This window comes from Pseudomonas fluorescens, assembly GCF_000968015.1.
Classification (GTDB): domain Bacteria; phylum Pseudomonadota; class Gammaproteobacteria; order Pseudomonadales; family Pseudomonadaceae; genus Aquipseudomonas; species Aquipseudomonas fluorescens_W.
In genome coordinates, this window is sequence record NZ_LACH01000003.1 from 52,136 (window position 1) to 69,954 (window position 17,819).

General features: G+C 59.9%; 16 protein-coding genes and 1 pseudogene. 5 read left to right on the top strand and 12 right to left on the bottom strand.

The window, feature by feature from the left end:
• Nucleotides 1-190: 190 nt before the first annotated feature.
• On the bottom strand, nt 191-409 hold the full coding sequence (locus VD17_RS03220) for a DUF3079 domain-containing protein (RefSeq protein ID WP_046052642.1): 219 nt from the start codon (nt 407-409) through the stop codon (nt 191-193).
• Between the two features lie 169 nt (nt 410-578).
• On the opposite strand from VD17_RS03220, the gene VD17_RS03225 reads away from it, so the two are divergent.
• The 5 genes from VD17_RS03225 to VD17_RS03245 all read left to right on the top strand — a co-directional run bounded on the left by VD17_RS03225 (nt 579) and on the right by VD17_RS03245 (nt 4,127).
• Nucleotides 579-926 carry a hypothetical protein gene (locus VD17_RS03225; RefSeq protein WP_046052643.1) on the top strand — a complete coding sequence of 116 codons (348 nt, stop codon included), beginning with the start codon at nt 579-581 and terminating at the stop codon, nt 924-926.
• A 93-nt stretch (nt 927-1,019) separates the two neighbouring features.
• The gene (locus VD17_RS03230; RefSeq protein ID WP_008153602.1) at nt 1,020-1,550 is read left to right on the top strand and encodes an iron transporter; all 531 of its coding nucleotides are present in this window, start codon (nt 1,020-1,022) and stop codon (nt 1,548-1,550) included.
• Nucleotides 1,551-1,883, top strand: coding sequence for a cupredoxin domain-containing protein (locus VD17_RS03235; protein ID WP_046052644.1), 333 nt, complete (start codon nt 1,551-1,553; stop codon nt 1,881-1,883).
• A gap of 22 nt (nt 1,884-1,905) precedes the next feature.
• Complete coding sequence (locus VD17_RS03240) at nt 1,906-2,760, top strand: FTR1 family iron permease (protein ID WP_046052645.1); 855 nt, start codon at nt 1,906-1,908, stop codon at nt 2,758-2,760.
• Nucleotides 2,748-4,127, top strand: a complete 1,380-nt coding sequence (locus VD17_RS03245; protein WP_046052646.1) for a 4Fe-4S binding protein — start codon at nt 2,748-2,750, stop codon at nt 4,125-4,127. The genes VD17_RS03240 and VD17_RS03245 overlap by 13 nt, the downstream gene beginning before the upstream one ends.
• Nucleotides 4,128-4,156: 29 nt before the next feature.
• On the opposite strand, the gene VD17_RS03250 is transcribed toward VD17_RS03245, so the two are convergent.
• The 11 genes and pseudogenes from VD17_RS03250 to VD17_RS03295 all read right to left on the bottom strand — a co-directional run bounded on the left by VD17_RS03250 (nt 4,157) and on the right by VD17_RS03295 (nt 17,806).
• Complete coding sequence (locus VD17_RS03250) at nt 4,157-5,218, bottom strand: methyl-accepting chemotaxis protein (protein ID WP_440130553.1); 1,062 nt, start codon at nt 5,216-5,218, stop codon at nt 4,157-4,159.
• A gap of 33 nt (nt 5,219-5,251) precedes the next feature.
• A pseudogene (locus tag VD17_RS33005) lies at nt 5,252-5,818 on the bottom strand (MCP four helix bundle domain-containing protein); the annotation flags it as partial.
• A gap of 51 nt (nt 5,819-5,869) precedes the next feature.
• Nucleotides 5,870-6,565 (bottom strand): anaerobic ribonucleoside-triphosphate reductase activating protein, encoded by a 696-nt coding sequence (locus VD17_RS03255; RefSeq protein ID WP_046052648.1) that lies wholly within the window; start codon nt 6,563-6,565, stop codon nt 5,870-5,872.
• Entirely contained in the window at nt 6,562-6,729 is a 168-nt protein-coding gene (nrdD, locus tag VD17_RS03260) for an anaerobic ribonucleoside-triphosphate reductase (protein WP_017338867.1), read from the bottom strand. The genes VD17_RS03255 and nrdD overlap by 4 nt, the downstream gene beginning before the upstream one ends.
• A 32-nt stretch (nt 6,730-6,761) precedes the next feature.
• Entirely contained in the window at nt 6,762-8,777 is a 2,016-nt protein-coding gene (locus VD17_RS03265) for a ribonucleoside triphosphate reductase (protein WP_046052649.1), read from the bottom strand.
• Nucleotides 8,778-9,073: 296 nt separating this feature from the next.
• Nucleotides 9,074-10,066 (bottom strand): GTP 3',8-cyclase MoaA, encoded by a 993-nt coding sequence (gene moaA / locus VD17_RS03270; RefSeq protein WP_046052650.1) that lies wholly within the window; start codon nt 10,064-10,066, stop codon nt 9,074-9,076.
• Between the two features lie 25 nt (nt 10,067-10,091).
• The gene (locus VD17_RS03275) at nt 10,092-11,051 is read right to left on the bottom strand and encodes a peptidylprolyl isomerase (RefSeq protein ID WP_046052651.1); all 960 of its coding nucleotides are present in this window, start codon (nt 11,049-11,051) and stop codon (nt 10,092-10,094) included.
• Nucleotides 11,052-11,061: 10 nt separating this feature from the next.
• Nucleotides 11,062-11,742, bottom strand: coding sequence for a respiratory nitrate reductase subunit gamma (narI, locus tag VD17_RS03280; protein WP_046052652.1), 681 nt, complete (start codon nt 11,740-11,742; stop codon nt 11,062-11,064).
• Nucleotides 11,735-12,490 (bottom strand): nitrate reductase molybdenum cofactor assembly chaperone, encoded by a 756-nt coding sequence (gene narJ, locus VD17_RS03285; protein WP_046052653.1) that lies wholly within the window; start codon nt 12,488-12,490, stop codon nt 11,735-11,737. Before narJ ends, narI begins: the two co-directional genes overlap by 8 nt.
• Before the next feature lie 2 nt (nt 12,491-12,492).
• A complete protein-coding gene (narH, locus tag VD17_RS03290) occupies nt 12,493-14,031 on the bottom strand; it encodes a nitrate reductase subunit beta (RefSeq protein ID WP_046047388.1) in 1,539 nt (512 codons plus the stop codon).
• A 1-nt stretch (nt 14,032) separates the two neighbouring features.
• Complete coding sequence (locus VD17_RS03295; protein WP_046052654.1) at nt 14,033-17,806, bottom strand: nitrate reductase subunit alpha; 3,774 nt, start codon at nt 17,804-17,806, stop codon at nt 14,033-14,035.
• Nucleotides 17,807-17,819: the final 13 nt, after the last annotated feature.

A 17,819-nucleotide genomic window follows, 5' to 3' on the forward strand; every position in this document is an offset into this window, starting at 1 on the left:
TCATGTAGCACAACATCAAACGCGTACAAACTTGAAGTAAGATTCATGATCTAACTCCTTGAAAACATTGAGCTTTTTCAGCGGTCAGTGCTTTCGATGGCGTGAATTATGTACTGATTTCCCGAGGCTGGCAACCCCTTGATTTCAAAAAAAATTCCGTCAGGTAGTTTCTATGTTTCCAGGGGGTTGCTCAGCCCAGGCCGGGGTCGTCTGTCACGTCTTCTACCGCGATCAACGGTTCAATGCCCCAGTCCCCATGCAGATACCAATCATCTCCGATCATTTCGGCCGGATGCATTGTCCTGTCGGAGCCATTGCCGCACGCCAGGGAGTTTGCTGGACAGTACCTGTCGCAGCCCCAGCAAATGCGCTCGGGATGTTTGGGGCTGATGGGAAAATTCTTGGCCATGTCGATCCCCGGTTTACCTCTAGGATGTACCTCCAACCTACATCGCTCGCGCAAAGGTGGCCTTGATAGGGATCAAGGTACGACTAAGCTTGTCTTGCCGGAAAATCGGGCACGTCATAGCGTTTCCGGCCCTTGGGCAGCCACATAAAAACACCTGGAGAAGCTTCTTATGCCTGGTAAAAAAACACCTGCCGGAGATAAAAACCCTGTTCGATTGTCGACCTGGGATGATGAAGTCGCGGAAAAATCACTCGACGCTGAAGCATTTTCCTCTCCCCCCGAATTGACCAATGCAGAACTGGTCCACCTTCGTGTCCGGGTGATTGCCCTGGAAAACCTGGTTATCGCGTTACTGACACAAGGTTCGGATCAACAGTTAGCCGTCGCCCGCGAAATGGCCGCCTACATATCACCCCGGCCCGGCTTCACCCAGCATCCTCTGACGATTCACGCGGCGGCGCAGATGAGCGACAGCGTCGACCGCGCTGAGCGATTTCGGAAGCGCTCCAAGTTGTAGGCTTAATCGCTGAAAACTTGATAACAATCATTATTATTCGCAGGAAAGCTTCCTACACTCGGGCTCCTACTCGTTAGTGCCCAGGAAGACATCATGCGTACGACCTTTTCGCTGTCTCTCGCCCTGCTCTTGCTCACACCCTTGGCTCAGGCCAAGGAATACCCGATCGGGGAACCCCAGTTGTGTCCGGGGCTGGAAGTCGGGGCGGTGTATTTGCAGCCGATCGAGATGGCGCCTGCCGGCATGATGCGGGCCACGGCGGATTCCGATGTGCACCTGGAAGCCGACATCCGGGCCACGGCGGACAATCGACAGGGTTTTCAGGAAGGCAGTTTCGTGCCTTACCTCAATGTCTCGTTCAACCTGAAAAAACAGGGCAACGAGAACGAACTCAAAGGCGATTTCCACGCCATGGTCGCCAATGATGGCCCGCACTATGGCGACAACGTAAAACTGCTCGGCCCAGGCAAATATCAGCTGACCTTCACCGTCCTGCCACCCGGCGGTCATGGGTCCCTTGGCCGCCATACCGATAAGGAAACCGGTGTAGCCCCCTGGTTTGAACGCTGCGAATTGCACTACGAGTTCATCTACGCCGGCATCGGTAAAAAAGGCGGGTATTGAATGAAGCGCCTGCAGATTGCCTGGCTGATGCTGGCCGGAGCAGTGGCGCCATTGACGGCCTATGCCGAATTACCGAGCTATGAACTCAGCTTGCGCGATGGCCACTTCTCCCCTGCCTTGCTGGAGGTTCCGGCCGGACAGCGCTTCAAGATCATCTTGAAAAATATCGGTCAAGGGCCAGCCGAATTCGAGAGCACGCCATTGCGGGTTGAAAAAGTATTGTCGCCGGGCGTGACAACCTTCGTGGTCATTCACCCCCTCAGGCCCGGCCACTACCCCTTCTTCGACGAGTTCAATCCGAAACTGCCCGAGGGCGGCATCCTCGCGAAATAACCCGTTCCAACACGGAGTTCCCATGAATCAATCAATGCTCATTGTCTGGCGCGAAAGCGTCGAGGCGCTGCTGGTGATTAGCATTCTCCAGGCCTGGGTCAGCCAGCAGCATCAGGGTGATCGACTGGCGAAGTACTTGTGGGCAGGCGTCGTGCTGGGGTTGATGCTTTCGGGCCTGCTGGCGGTATTGATTCTGTTTGCCGGTGAGGCCATGAGCGGCTCCGCCAGTGAATGGTTCCAGGCTGCACTCGCGCTGGTGGCCAGCCTGCTGATCGTGCAAATGGTCGGCTGGATGCACCGCCACGGGCGCACGCTCAAGCACGACTTACAACGACACGCCGATAGCCACCTGGCCCGGCAAGGTGGCGCAGGTCTGTTACTGCTGGCCATGCTCGCCGTCAGCCGCGAAGGCAGTGAAACGGTGGTCTTTCTTTATGGCGCCGGTGCTCAGTTGCGAGGTCCGCAGCTCGGTCTGTTTGCCATCGGCGGCGCAATGGGACTGGTGCTGTCGGCGCTGACCATTGCCCTGCTGCACAGCAGTCGTCGGTTCATTTCGTGGCAGCGGTTCTTTGCCATCAGCGAAGCTGTTTTGCTGGTACTCGGCGCGGCGTTGTTGGTCAGCGGCACCGAGCGAATCGGCGGTCAATTACTCGCCCTGGATTTACCGGAGGTGATGTACAGCCTCGTGGGTGATGCGCTTTGGGACAGCAGTGCCTTGCTCAGCGACAGCCATGGATTGGGTGGTTTTCTTGCCGGTTTTGTCGGTTATCGCGCGACGCCCAGCGGCATGACGTTATTGGTGCTGGCCGGTTATTGGCTGGCCGTCGGCGGTTGGCTGCGTCAACGGGCTACGGAAAAAGTCCCATGCCTGAGCTGACTCGCAGCAATCAATGGCTGCGGCGCCTGGGCGACGGCATGCGTCGCCATGCGGCCCTCATTCGTGCTGTGCAGTGGGTCGTCGTGCTGTTCTACGCGTTGCTGTTGGTGACCCCGGCGGTGTTGCCGCTGCCAGACAGCCAGGCACGGCTGCTCGACAACCTGACCCTGTTCGCGCAGTTTTTGTTCTGGGGCGTTTGGTGGCCGTTCGTGCTGCTGTCGATCGCGCTGTTCGGGCGACTCTGGTGTGGCGTTCTCTGCCCGGAAGGTTCACTCAGCGAATGGGCCAGCCATTACGGCAAAGGTTTGGGTGTGCCGCGCTGGTTGCGCTGGGGCGGCTGGCCAACCCTCGCGTTCTGCCTCACGACCGTCTACGGCCAGTTGATCAGCGTCTATGACTACGCCCAGGCGGCGCTGTTGATTCTGGGCGGCTCGACCGTCGCCGCGGTCGTCGTCGGGTTGCTGTTCGCCCGGGGCAAGCGGGTCTGGTGCCGTTACCTGTGCCCGGTCAGCGGCGTCTTCGCCCTGCTCGCCCGCCTGGCGCCCGTGCATTTTCAGGTCGACGAACAACGCTGGATGGACAATGCCGCACCACGCCTGCCGCCACCCAACTGCGCGCCCTTGCTCGATATCCGTCGGATGCAAGGCGCCAGTGACTGCCACGCCTGCGGACGCTGCAGCGGCCAACGCGGCGCTGTTCAGCTGATCGCTCGCTCCAGCAACCAGGAGATTCTTCACGCAACGGCGCAGACGCTTTCACCGTGGGACGCGCGCTTACTGCTGTTCGGTGTGATCGGCCTGGCCATGGGCGCGTTTCAGTGGACGGTCAGCCCATGGTTCGTCGCCCTCAAACAAACCCTCGCCCAATGGCTGGTCGAGCACGACCAACTCTGGGCCCTGGAGGACAACGCGCCCTGGTGGCTGCTGACCCATTACCCGCAGCTCAACGACAGCTTCAGCTGGCTCGACGGTTTCAGCATCGTCGTTTATCTGGGTTTGAGTTCGATGGTGTTGGGCATGGCGCTGATGATCCTTCTGCGTCTGACAGCTCGACTGGCGCAAGATCCTGCACTGTATTGGCCCTTGGCGCTGACACTCACGCCCTTGGGTGGTGCGGGATTGTTTCTCGGGCTGTCGGCCACAACAGTTAAATTGCTGCGCTACGAAGGCCTGCTGCTGGAGTGGGTACAACCGGCCAGGGCCTGTCTGTTATTGGTCGCGATGGGCTGGAGCCTGCTGCTGGGATGGAAACGGCTGGACCGCGAAGGTCTTTCACAGGTTCGTCGCTGCGCCGGCAGCACTTGCCTGTTACTCGCCATCGGCTTGGTAGGGTTCGGCTGGTGGTTGCAGTTCTGGGGCTGGGCCTGAGCCCCCGATACAACCACCCACCGGATCAACTAGACCTTAAAACGCGCCACCGTCTGGTGCAGCGCCCCGGCCATCTGCGCCAAATCGTGACCCGCCGTGTGAGTATGCTGGGCGCCGAGTAAGACCTGCTCGGACAAGTTGCGAATCCCCATCAGATTGCGATCCACCTCCCGCGCCACCAATGCCTGTTCCTCCGTGGCGCTGGCAATCATCAGGTTGCGCTCGTTGATCTGCGAGATCGACCGGGTGATTTCATCCAGTGCGTCACCCGACCGTTGCGCCACTTCAAGCGTGGCCCGAACCAGGTTGCTGCTGCTTTGCATGGCGGTCACCGCATGGCCGGTATCGAGACGAATATTGCCAATCATCTGCTCGATCTCCTGGGTGGACTCTTGAGTGCGATGCGCCAGGGCGCGCACTTCATCGGCGACCACGGCAAAACCGCGTCCAGCATCCCCCGCCCGCGCCGCTTCAATGGCCGCGTTGAGGGCCAGCAAATTGGTCTGCTCGGCGATGCTGCGAATCACGTCCAGCACCTTGCTGATGTCCTGCACCCGGCCCGCCAGTTGCTCGATGCGTTGTGAGGTGTCGGTGACGCCATCGGCCAGTGCGCCGATTGAAACCACGGTTTCCTGAACCTGTTCACGCCCGCGCTGCGCGGTTTGCTCGGACTGCCGCGAGGCCTCGGAGGTGCTGACCGCATTACGCGCCACTTCGTCGACCGCTGCGGTCATCTGGTTCACGGCGGTAGCTGCCTGCTCGATCTCCAGCCCCTGCAATTGCAGGTTACTGCTGGTCTGGCTGCTGACTGCGCTCAGTTCTTCAGAGGAACTGGCCACCTGGTCCACCGAGGTCGCGATGTGCCTGACCATGGCATTCAGACTTTGCTGCATCTGATGCATGTTCATCATCACGCTGCCGCCGACACTTGAGTTCACGGGCACCTGAATCGTCAGGTCGCCTAGAGCGATCTGACTCAAAAACCGTGCGGCATCATCCGGTTCGCCGCCCAATGGACGGGTCACACTGCGCGTGACGATCACCGCCGCGGCAATGACCAGCGCCACACAGAACAAAAATAACCCGAGCATATTGCGCCGGGCGTCGCTGTACAGTGCCTGCGCCGCCTGTTCTCGGTCGGCGAATAGTTTGCCTTGCAGCGCCATCAACTGATCCAGGCTGCCATAAACCTCGCGTTCGGCCGGCACGACCTTTTGTTTCAGCTGTGCCATGGCGTCATCGAAGGCCCCTTGGCGGATCAACACCTGCACTTGAGTGAACGCCGCAACGTAGGCTTCGCGATTCTTTTTCAGCGCGGCGTAAGCGGTTTTGCCCTCAGGCAAATAGAACAGCGGCTCAAGCGTTTCGAGTGCCTGAGTGATCCGCTTCTTGGTGGCATCGATCGACTGCTGCACTTGCTGATTGTCTTTGTCGATCAGTAGATCCCGGGTGTTCCTGGCGTTATCACGCACGCCGGTGGCGATGACCATGATCGGATCGATCTTCGGCCAGTCCTGCTTGACGATCACCACCGCCTGTTCCTTGAGCGTTGCCAGATCGTGCAACGCGTAAAACGCCATGCCCATCAATGCCAACGGCGCGATGGCAAAGCCGATGACGATCCGTTGTGCTGTGGTTAATTTGGCCATATCAAATGCTCCCCGTTTGATACCTGCCGATTGGCAGCGCATTTGAAAACCTAATGATGGATGTCCCTGTTAAACGTTAAATCTCAGCCTCGGTTACCCCCGTAACACGAAGGCTGGAAACAACTCGCGCATGGCCTCCCACAGCTCAGGAAGCAAGGCTTGTGCCGAAACGCTTGGCAGCAGCGGATCGAACATCCGCTCGGTGCGAACCAGCTGCACGGCGAAGCGTTTGACGCCGAGTTCGCTCAAGCGCTTGGCGAGGATCAGCAGACGCGCCGGCTCGAACAGATGCCAATGCACCGTGGTGCGACATTCGTAGTCGACACCGCTGGCCAGCAGATGCTCAAGGCTGCGCCAGTTGGCGGTTCCGCTGCCCTCGACCCGAGTGATCGCCTGGCAATCCTCGGGCAACGCCTTGACATCGAAACCGACCCAATCGGCCCCGGTCAGTGCCTTGGCGAACGCGGCGGGTTTGATGCCGGCGCTGTGCAAACCGATGCGAAATCCCATCGCCCGCACCTCATCCATGGCGCCGAGCAGACCGTCCTGCAAGGTCGGCTCGCCGCCACTGAACACCACCGCATCGAGCAGGTCCTGACGCCGTTGCAGAAACGCCAACACCCGCCGCCAATCCACTTCGTCTGTGCCACGAGGCGGGATCAACTGCGGGTTATGGCAGTAACGACAACGCCAGGCGCACCCCTGGCAAAACAGCACGCAGGCGAGCTGTCCCGGATAGTCGATAGTGGTCAGGGGCACCATGCCCCCGACCCGAAGCGTTCGACTCATTGGCGCCCGGCCAGCGCCGCGCTTTCAGTGAAGTGCACCCGCTCGCGGTGCTCCGACTGTTTGCCCGGATTGAACGCCGACACAGGGCGGTGATAGCCCATTACCCGGGTCCAGACTTCGCAGCGTTGACGTTGAGCCTGGGGCAATGTTTGCGATGCAGTCATGGTGTAGCTCCTTGCAGTTGAGTGGATCGAAATCAATGAACGGTGCCGAGCTTCTGTTCTTGCAGCAGCAGTGCTTCGTCGCACTTGGGGCAGAACTCATGCTCGCCATCGAGGTAGCCGTGTACCGGGCAGATAGAGAACGTCGGGGTCACGGTCAGGTACGGCAGGCGGAAGCGGCCAAGGGCTTTGCGCACCAGTTGCTTGCAGGCCTCGGTCGAAGAAATCCGTTCGGCCATGTACAGGTGCAAGACCGTGCCGCCGGTGTATTTGCATTGCAGTTCGTCTTGAAGTTCCAGGGCCTCGAAGGGGTCTTCGGTGTAGCCCACGGGCAGTTGCGAGGAGTTGGTGTAATACGGTGCTTGCACGCTGCCAGCCTGGAGAATGTCGGGGTAGCGCTTGAGGTCTTCCTTGGCGAAGCGGTAGGTCGTGCCCTCGGCCGGCGTCGCTTCCAGGTTGTACATGTGGCCGGTTTCTTCCTGGAAACGCAGCAACGTGGCGCGCACATGATCGAGCATCTTCAGGGCAAACTGCCGGCCGAGCTCAGTGTGCATGCCCTCCTCGTCGCCGGTGAAATTGCGCAGCATTTCATGCATGCCGTTGAGGCCGATGGTCGAGAAATGGTTGCGCAGGGTTCCGAGGTAGCGCTTGGTGTATGGGTACAAACCGGCATCCATGTGGTGCTGGATCACCTTGCGCTTGACCTCCAGGCTTTCCATCGCCAGTTCCATCAGCGTGTCCAGGCGCTGCAGTAATCCGCTGGTATCCCCCTTGAACACATAGCCGAGCCGCGCGCAGTTGATGGTGACGACGCCGAGCGAACCCGTCTGCTCCGCCGAGCCGAACAAACCGCCGCCACGCTTGAGCAACTCGCGGACATCCAGTTGCAAGCGGCAGCACATCGAGCGCACCTGATTGGGTTGCAGGTCCGAATTGAGGAAGTTCTGGAAGTACGGCAGGCCGTAACGCGCAGTCATCTCGAACAGGCGGTCGGCGTTTTCACTGTCCCACGGAAAGTCGTGGGTGATGTTGTAGGTCGGGATCGGAAAGGTGAACACCCGCCCTTTCGCATCGCCGGCCTGCATCACTTCGATGTAGGCGCGATTGAGCAGGTCCATTTCGACTTGCAGATCGCCGTAGGCAAATGGCATTTCCTCACCACCGATGACGGGTATCTGCTCACGCAAATCCTGCGGGCACACCCAGTCGAAGGTCAGGTTGGTGAACGGCGTCTGGGTGCCCCAGCGCGAGGGGACGTTGAGGTTATAGATGAACTCCTGGATCGCCTGGCGCACCTCTTGAAAACTCAGCCGATCCTTGCGCACATAGGGCGCCAGGTAGGTGTCGAACGAGCTGAACGCCTGGGCGCCGGCCCATTCGTTTTGCAGGGTGCCAAGGAAATTCACCATTTGCCCCAGGGCACTGCTCAAGTGCTTCGGCGGACCGGCTTCGACACGCCCGGGCACACCATTGAGCCCTTCGTGCAACAGCGTGCGCAGCGACCAGCCGGCGCAGTAACCGGCGAGCATGTCCAGGTCGTGCACATGCAAATCAGCCTCGCGGTGAGCCTGGCCGATGGCCTCGCTGTACACCTCGTCCAGCCAGTAGTTGGCGGTGACCTTGCCCGACACGTTCAACACCAGACCGCCCAGGGAATAGCCCTGATTGGCGTTGGCCTGGACCCGCCAGTCTTCACGGTCCAGGTATTCGTTCATCGAGGTCGCCACTTCGACCATGGTCCGCCGATCGCGGCGCAAGCGCCCGTGCTGTTCGCGGTAGACGATGTAGGCGCGCATGGCGAGGAAAAAACCGGCGTCCATCAACACCCGTTCAACACGGTCCTGGATTTGCTCCACATGGAGTCTCGGCAACCCTTCGAGCCTGGCCAATACCGCAATAAGCAAGCCTTCAACCTCAGCCTCGCCGTACTCCCCTGTCGCCTTGCCGGCGGCGATCAATGCCTGACGGATTTTGTCGGCATCGAAGGCGACCTGACTGCCATCGCGTTTGTGCAAGCGGTTACATCCTACTGCGATCAGCGTGCTCTGCATTTGGCCTCCAGACACTACATATAGACTTAATAAAACTTAAAACCACAACATGCAGTGAAGGCTACGGACAAAGTGCTGATCTGCAATTGATCGACATCAAGATTTGGCGGTGAAAAAAACCGCCCGGATGCGGGGAGAATAAAAAATACTTTGGTCAGCGAAGAACCAATGTGGGAGCGAGCTTGCTCGCGATGACTGCAGCACATTCAACAGTGATGTCGACTGGTCTACCGCTATCGCGAGCAAGCTCGCTCCCACATTTGATTTACTGTGTTTTAGGGACCGTGCAGGTCAGTTCAACCACCACTCATGTTCATGAACCGCACAATCTGAACCTCCCCGTCTGGGCTGAAATCGTGGCGCAGTGGCTTGCCGCGCAAGGCCTTCTGCACCGCATTGATCACCGGTTGGTCATCCAGCGGATAACGCCGCAGCAATCCTCTTAAATCCAGGGAGTCGTCCTGCCCCAGACACAGCAACAACTTCCCTTCAACCGTCATCCGCACCCGATTACAGCTGCCACAAAAGTTGTGGCTGTTGGGTGAAATGAAGCCGATCCGGGTCTCGGAATGGCGTTCCAGGCGCACATAGCGCGCCGGTCCGCCGCTGTTTTCGGTGCTGTCGAGCAGTCGATGCTGGCTGGCGATCAGCGTGCGCACTTCGTCGCTGGAACAGAACGTTTCGCCCCGGGAACGACCGACGTCGCCCAACGGCATTTCTTCGATGAAGCTGATATCGATGCGCTGGTCGATGGCGTATTGCACCAACGCCGGGACTTCATCGAAATTGCGTCCCTTCATCACCACGCAGTTGAGTTTGATCCGCTCGAACCCTGCGTCCCGTGCCGCTTCAATGCCATTGAGCACCTGGTCGAGATCGCCGTTACGGGTGATCGCCCGAAACTTCTGCCCGTCCAGGCTATCGAGGCTGATGTTCATCCGCTTGACCCCCGCGTCGACCAACGGCCGGGCCAGACGGCCCAGTTGCGAGCCGTTGCTGGTCATCACCAGTTCGCGCAAACCGGGCAAGGCGGCGATGTTGCGGCACAGCCCGACAATGCCGGGACGGATCAGCGGCTCGCCGCCAGTCAGACGGATTTTGCGTACGCCCAGGCCAACGAACAGCGTCGCCAAGCGCTGCAACTCCTCCAGCGTGAGCACCTGCTGACGCGGCAGAAACGTCATGTTTTTCGCCATGCAATACACACAGCGAAAATCACAGCGGTCCGTCACCGACATCCGCAGATAATCGATCTGCCGCCCAAAACCATCCTGCATCACAGCGTTCATCACTTCTCCCGGTTTACCTCGATGCTCACTGAACCAGCGGTGAGTCGGCGCCCTGCAGGTGGATGCCACGAATATCCGCCGCACCAATCAGGGTTTGCAGGTACTGCACCAGCGCTTTCTGCCACACGCCTTGCTGCAATTGCGTGCGAATCGCCGTCGACACCACTTCATAGGGCAACGGCATGCCTTCGATTCGCTGATCGACACTGATCACATGCCAGCCGTAGCGACTTTCCAGTGGTTTGCTGGCCAGGCCCGGTGCCAGGGTGAACAGCTGACGCTCCAATTCGGGCACGGTCTGGCCCTTGCTGATCTGCCCCAAAGAACCACCCTGAGCCTTCGACGGGCAGGCCGAATATTTCACGGCCAGCTCGGCGAAACTGCCGGGGAATTCATCCAGTTGCGCCAGCAGGACTTCCGCCTGGACATGCGCAAGCTCGCGGGCCTCGACATCGTCCGGCGCGCACTCGAGCAAGATGTGCCGCACCGCCAGCAACGGCGCACTGTGGAAGCGCCCGCGATTGTTTTCGTAGTACCGCAGACTCGACTCCTCGTCGCACTGCGGCACTTTCACCTCACGTTCAAGCAGCAAGCGCGTGGCCGCTTCTTCTTCGTTTTCACCGGCGCCAATCTCCAGCGATACCCCGAGTTCGGTGATGCGCTGCTGTAACAACTCGCGGATCACCAGCGCCCGGGCGGCCAGATACACCGCCTCCTCGCGGCTTTCGGCCGGGTGATATTGCAGCTCCTGAGCCATCGCTTCCGGGGTGATCGACACCTCGTTGACGCTGATGATCGGCCACTCCTGTTCACTGCTGGCGATCAACTGCGCCGGGGCGTCATCGGCCGCCGCAGGCTCAACCGGCAGGGCTTCAAACTGAGCCGCTGCGACCGGCGCGATGTCGAGAACAGCCTCCGCTTTTTTTGAAGAACCGCAGCCACCGCTGCCCCCGTTACCGCCACCACATCCACATCCACCTGACATGATTTTCTCCTCAGTATTTCTGACGAACGATTTGATAACGACGCCCCAGGTACCAGATCGGTGCGCTGATCATGTGTACGAGACGGGTGAAGGGGAACAGCACAAACAGGGTCAAGCCGAGAAACACATGCAACTTGTAGATCAGCCCGACTGGCGCGATGGCCGCCGCCGCTTCCACTGGCCGCAACAGCACGGTGTTCTGCGCCCAATCGGCGAGCATCACCATGACCGAGCCGTCCATGTGTTCGGTGGACGCGACGATGGTCAGCAGTCCGAGCAGTAATTGCGCGAGCAGCACCAGCAGAATCAGGATGTCAGATGGACTGGAGGTGGCACGGACCCGAGGGTCGCTGAGCCGCCGGTTAACCAGCATCAGCAGGCCGATCAGGCACAACAGACCGAAGAGCCCGCCCGAGACCATCGCCAGCAACTGCTTGTTCTCAGTGCTGATCACGTGGTGATAAATCGACGCCGGAGTGAGCAGGCCGACAAAGTGCCCGGCCAGCACGAACAACACACCGATGTGGAAGAAGTTGCTCGCCACGCGCATGCCGCGCTGATTGAGCATCTGGCTGGAGCCCGCCTTCCAGGTGTACTGCGACAGATCGAAGCGCGCCCAGCTGCCAATCAGGCAAATCGCCAGGGCGACGTAGGGATAGACCCCGAACAACAACAGGTTCCATTTAGACATTGTTTGCCTCCTTGGCTGGCACGGCGGCCAGCCCTTCATGCTGAAAATCCACCCAGTGCAACGGCACCGCGCTTTCTTCCCGGGCCTTGCCCGGTGCGCTCGGCAGCGAACTGCAACGGTCCTGCTGTTCAGCCTGGAGGAAGTCCACGGCCTCCTCTTCCCAGATCTTGTCGAGGGCTTCGAGGGAGTCGTCGCGAGGTTCCGCCGCAACCTGCGCCCGCAGGTCGGCGACCGCCTGATGCGGCTCGGCCCCGGCAATTTGCAGCAGCGCCCGGAAGCAACTGGCATAGGCGCTTTCGCGCTCTTCCAGACGTGCGGCGAGCAAGGCCAGCAAGTGCGAAACATCCGCCAGGCCCTCGCGGGCCTCGATGTCTTCGCGGGTGGACAGAAACTCCAGGTACAGCGGGATGTAATCGGGCAGCTCTTTGACGCCGATGGCAAAACCGGCTGCTTCGTATTGCGCCATCATGTCGACCATCGCCTGGCCACGGTCGCGGGACTCACCGTGCACATGCTCGAACAACAGCAGCGACAGCGAGCGCCCCCGACCGAACAGCGCACCGTAGTGCTCCTGCCCGTCCATCAGGTCATTGCCGCAGATCAACTCCAACAATTCGAACAACGCACCGCGCTGCGTCGGGCTGATTTCCCGTGACTGGATGATCGCTTGCTCCAGTTCGTCGCGCCCGCCAATCAATGTCTCGGTCGGGTAGTCGAGCAGCAGCGAAATCACTTTGAGAATTTGCATGCTCATTCCTCCCACAACTGGACGGTTTTCAGGATGTCGCGACGGTTGGCTTTCTTGGCGCCGAACATGTTGGTGTCGGAGCTGCCGCTACAGCCGCTGCCGAAACTGAAGCCGCACCCGGAACGCTCAGCGAAGGCGTCGCTCATGGCGTCTTCACGGTGAGCGCTCGGCACCACAAAACGGTCTTCGTAGTTAGCGATCGCCAGGTAGCGATACATCTCCTCGACCTGGGCCACGCTCAGGCCGACATCCGCCAGCACTTGCAGGTCCTGAACGCCGTCGACTTGCTCGGAACGTTTGTAGGCGCGCATCGCCAGCAAGCGTTTAAGCGCACGCTTGACCGGTTTTTCATCGCCAGCGGTCAGCAGGTTGGCCAGGTACTTCAGTGGAATACGCAGGCTGTCGACATCCGGGATGACGCCGTTCATACCGACGGTGCCGGCAGTGGCAGCGTTCTGGATCGGCGACAGTGGCGGTACGTACCAAACCATCGGCAAGGTGCGGTATTCCGGGTGCAGCGGTAGTGCGAGTTTCCAGTCCACGGCCATTTTGTAGACCGGTGAACGCTGGGCGGAATCAATCACCGACTGAGGTACGCCATCGGCCAGGGCCTGACGAATTACCGCCGGGTCGTTCGGATCGAGGAAGATCTCCAGTTGTTTCTCGTACAGGTCCTGCTCATTGGCGGTGCTCGCCACTTCGCTGATGCGGTCGGCGTCATACAGCAACACACCGAGGTAGCGGATGCGCCCGACGCAGGTTTCCGCGCAAACGGTCGGCATCCCGGCTTCGATACGTGGGTAGCAGAAGATGCATTTCTCGGACTTGCCGCTTTTCCAGTTGAAGTAGATCTTCTTGTACGGGCAGCCGCTGATGCACATCCGCCAGCCACGGCATTTCTCCTGGTCAATCAGGACGATGCCGTCTTCCTCACGTTTGTAGATCGCCCCGCTCGGGCAAGCCGCGGCGCACGTCGGGTTGAGGCAGTGCTCGCACAGGCGCGGCAAATACATCATGAAGGTGTTTTCGTACTCGCCGTAAATGTCCGCCTGGATCTTGTCGAAGTTCTTGTCCTTGCGGCGCTTGGCGAATTCGGTGCCGAGGATTTCTTCCCAGTTCGGGCCCCACTCGATTTTTTCCATGCGCTTGCCGGAGATCAGCGAACGCGGGCGTGCGGTGGGTTGATGCTCGCCCAGCGGCGCGGTGTGCAGGTGCTGGTAATCGAAGTCGAACGGTTCGTAATAGTCGTCGAGGCTCGGCAGGTCCGGGTTGGCGAAAATGTTCGCCAATACGCGGAATTTACCGCCGATGCGCGGGTTGATCGTGCCGTTGGCATTGCGGATCCAGCCGCCCTTCCACTTGTCCTGGTTTTCCCATTCTTTCGGGTAGCCGATCCCGGGTTTCGATTCAACGTTGTTGAACCAGGCGTATTCCATGCCTTCGCGGCTGGTCCAGACGTTTTTGCAGGTGATCGAACAGGTGTGGCAACCGATGCATTTGTCCAGGTTCAGAACCATGCCGATTTGTGAGCGAATCTTCATCTCAGTTCTCCTCAATATCGGTCGGCAGTGGACGCGGCAGATCATCACCGGATGAACCATCGAGCCAGTCGACTTTGGACATTTTGCGCACCACGACGAATTCGTCGCGGTTGCAACCGACGGTGCCGTAATAGTTGAAACCGTAGGCCTGCTGGGCATAGCCGCCGATCATGTGGGTCGGCTTGAGCACCACCCGGGTAACCGAGTTGTGGTGGCCGCCACGGGTCTTGGTGGTTTCCGAGCCGGGCACGTTCACGATCCGTTCCTGGGCGTGGTACATCATCACCATGCCGTCCTTGACCCGTTGGCTGACCACCGCACGGGCGGTCAGTGCACCGTTGATGTTGAAGCACTCGATCCAGTCGTTGTCCTCGATACCGGCGCGTTTCGCGTCGTTCTCCGAGAGCCAGACAATCGGCCCGCCACGGCTGAGGGTGAGCATCAGCAAGTTGTCGCTGTAGGTGCTGTGGATGCCCCATTTCTGGTGCGGGGTGATCCAGTTCAGGACGATTTCGATCTCGCCGTTGCTGCGCTTGCCTTTCACCCCTTCGATGGTGCGGGTGTTGACCGGCGGCCGATAACTCATCAGTTGCTCGCCGAACGCCTGCATCCACGGGTGATCCTGGTAGAACTGCTGGCGACCGGTGATGGTGCGCCATGGGATCCCTTCGTGAACGTTGGTGTAACCGGCGTTGTAGCTGACGTGATCATCTTCGAGCCCCGACCAGGTCGGGCTGGAAATGATCTTGCGCGGCTGTGCCTGAATGTCGCGGAAGCGAATCGCCTCGTGGGCCTTGGACAGCGCCAGGTGGCTGTGGTCGATGCCGGTGAATTCCGACAGCGCGGCCCAGGCCTTGACGGCGACCTGGCCGTTGGTTTCCGGCGCAAGGGACAGAATCACCTCAGCGGCGTCGATGGCCGTGTCGATTTTCGGCCGACCCTGGCTGATACCGGCATCGCCTTCTTTGTGATTGAGTTCACCGAGGAATTTCACTTCGTCTTCGGTGTTCCAGTTGATGCCTTTGCCGCCGTTGCCGTGTTTCTCCAGCAATGGCCCGAGGGACGAGAACTGTTTGTAGATGTTTGGGTAGTCACGCTCCACCACGTGCAGATTCGGCGCGTTCTTGCCCGGCTCCGGTGCGACGCCGGCGCTTTTCCAGTCGGTGCCGCCGAACGGTTGGGCCAGTTCGCCGACGCTGTCGTGCATCAACGGGATGGTCACCAGGTCCTTTTCAACGCCCAGGTGCCCTTCGGACATGCTGGAGAACGCCTTGGCGATGCCTTTGTAGATTTCCCAGTCGGAACGCGATTCCCACGCCGGGTCGATGGCGGCCGACAACGGGTGAATGAACGGGTGCATGTCCGAGGTGTTCATGTCGTCTTTTTCGTACCAGGTTGCGGTCGGCAACACGATGTCGGAATAGACGCAGGTCGAGGACATGCGGAAATCCAGCGTGGTGACCAGATCGAGCTTGCCGATGGCGCCCTCGTCCACCCATTCGGCTTCTTCAGGTTTGCAGTCGCCGACCTGGCCGATGTCTTCGTTCATCACCCCGTTTTTGGTGCCCAGCAGGTACTTGAGCATGTACTCGTGGCCCTTGCCCGAGGAGCCCAGCAGGTTGGAACGCCAGATGAACATGTTGCGCGGGAAGTTGACCGGGCTGTCCGGCTGTTCGCAGGAGAAGCGCAGCGAGCCGTCTTGCAACGACTTGACCACGTAGTCTTTCGGGTCCATGCCGGCAGCAGCCGCATCGCGGCAAATGTGCAGAGGGTTAGTGTTGAGTTGCGGTGCGCTGGGCAACCAGCCGGCGCGTTCGGCGCGGATGTTGTAGTCCAGCGCATGCTCAGGGAATTGTGATTTATCGGCCAATGGCGAGAGCACGTCGTGCATGCTCATCTTCTCGTGACGCCATTGCGAACTGTGGGCGTAGAAGAAGCTGGTGCCGTTCATTTGGCGAGGCGGACGGTTCCAGTCCAGGCCGAACGCCAATGGCAGCCAGCCGCATTGCGGACGGAGTTTTTCCTGACCGACGTAATGCGCCCAACCGCCACCGGTCTGACCGACACACCCGCAGAGCATAAGCATGTTGATCAGCCCGCGGTAGTTCATGTCCATGTGGTACCAGTGGTTCATCGCCGCGCCGACGATGATCATCGAGCGCCCCTTGGTCTTGTCGGCGTTATCGGCAAACTCACGGGCAATCTGGATGGCTTTCTCACGGCTGACGCCGGTGATCTGCTCCTGCCACGCCGGGGTGCCAGGCACCGAGGCGTCGTCGTAATCCTTGGCGACGTTTTCGCCGCCGAGGCCGCGATCGATGGCCAGGTTGGCGGCCGACAGGTCGAACACGGTGGCGACTTTGGCTACGCTGCCGTCCGCCAGCACCACGTTATGCACCGGCACGCGGCGGTACTGCACGGCATCGCCGGCCACGTGCTGGAAGTGCTCGTGGGACTCGCCGGCAAAATACGGGAACGCTACTTCGGCAACGTCATCGCCGATCAGGCTCAGCTTCAGATCGATCTCACGGCCTTCGCCGCCTTCACGGGGAAGGATGTTCCACTTGCCCTTCTCGCCCCAGCGATAACCGATGGAACCCTGAGGGGACACCAGTTCGCCGCTGACATCGAGGGCGATGGTTTTCCATTCCGGGTTGTTTTCCTGGCCGAGGTTGTCGGTCAGGTCACTGGCGCGCAGGAAGCGGTCCGGCTGATAACCGGCGCCCGGGGCCTTGTCGACCATTTGCTTAAGCAGCACCAGCACCGGCAAGTCGGTGAAGCGCTTGGCGTAGTCGGTGAAATAGGCGCTCGGTTTGTCCAGGTGGAATTCTTTGAAGATCACATGGTTGAACGCCTGGGCCAGCGCCGCATCGGTGCCTTGTTTAGGGTTCAGCCACAGGTCGGTGAGCTTGGCGACTTCCGAGTAATCGGGAGTGATTGCGACCGTCTTGGTGCCCTTGTAACGGACTTCGGTGAAGAAGTGCGCGTCGGGGGTACGGGTCTGCGGGACGTTGGAGCCCCAGGCGATGATGTAGTTGGAGTTGTACCAGTCGGCCGATTCCGGCACGTCGGTCTGCTCGCCCCAGACCATCGGCGAGGCCGGTGGCAAGTCGCAGTACCAGTCGTAGAAACTCAGGCAGGCGCCACCGATCAGCGACAGGTAACGCGAACCTGCGGCGTAGCTGACCATCGACATGGCCGGGATCGGCGAGAAGCCGACGATCCGGTCAGGGCCGTATTGCTTGATCGTATAGACGTTGGCGGCGGCGATGATCTCGTTCACTTCCTCCCAGTTGGAGCGAATGAAGCCACCCATGCCGCGTTTGCTTTTATAGGAGTCGGCCTTGGCCTTGTCCTCGACGATGCTGGCCCAGGCTTCCACCGGCGCCATGGTCTGCCGCGCATCGCGCCAGAGCTTGAGCAACGGCTTGCGGATTTTCGGGTACTTGAGCCGGTTGGCGCTGTAGATGTACCAGCTGTAACTGGCACCACGGGGACAGCCACGGGGCTCATGGTTCGGCAGATCGTTACGGGTACGCGGGTAGTCGGTCTGCTGGGTTTCCCAGGTGATCAGGCCGTTCTTGACGTAGATTTTCCACGAGCAGGAACCGGTGCAGTTCACCCCGTGGGTGGAACGCACGATCTTGTCGTACTGCCAGCGCGAACGGTAGACGTTCTCCCAGTCGCGAGACTCTTTGCGGGTCTCGCCATGACCATCGGAAAACTCGTTTTGCTTACGGTTGAAAAACCGCAATTGATCCAGTAAATGACTCACGGTGTAGTCCTCT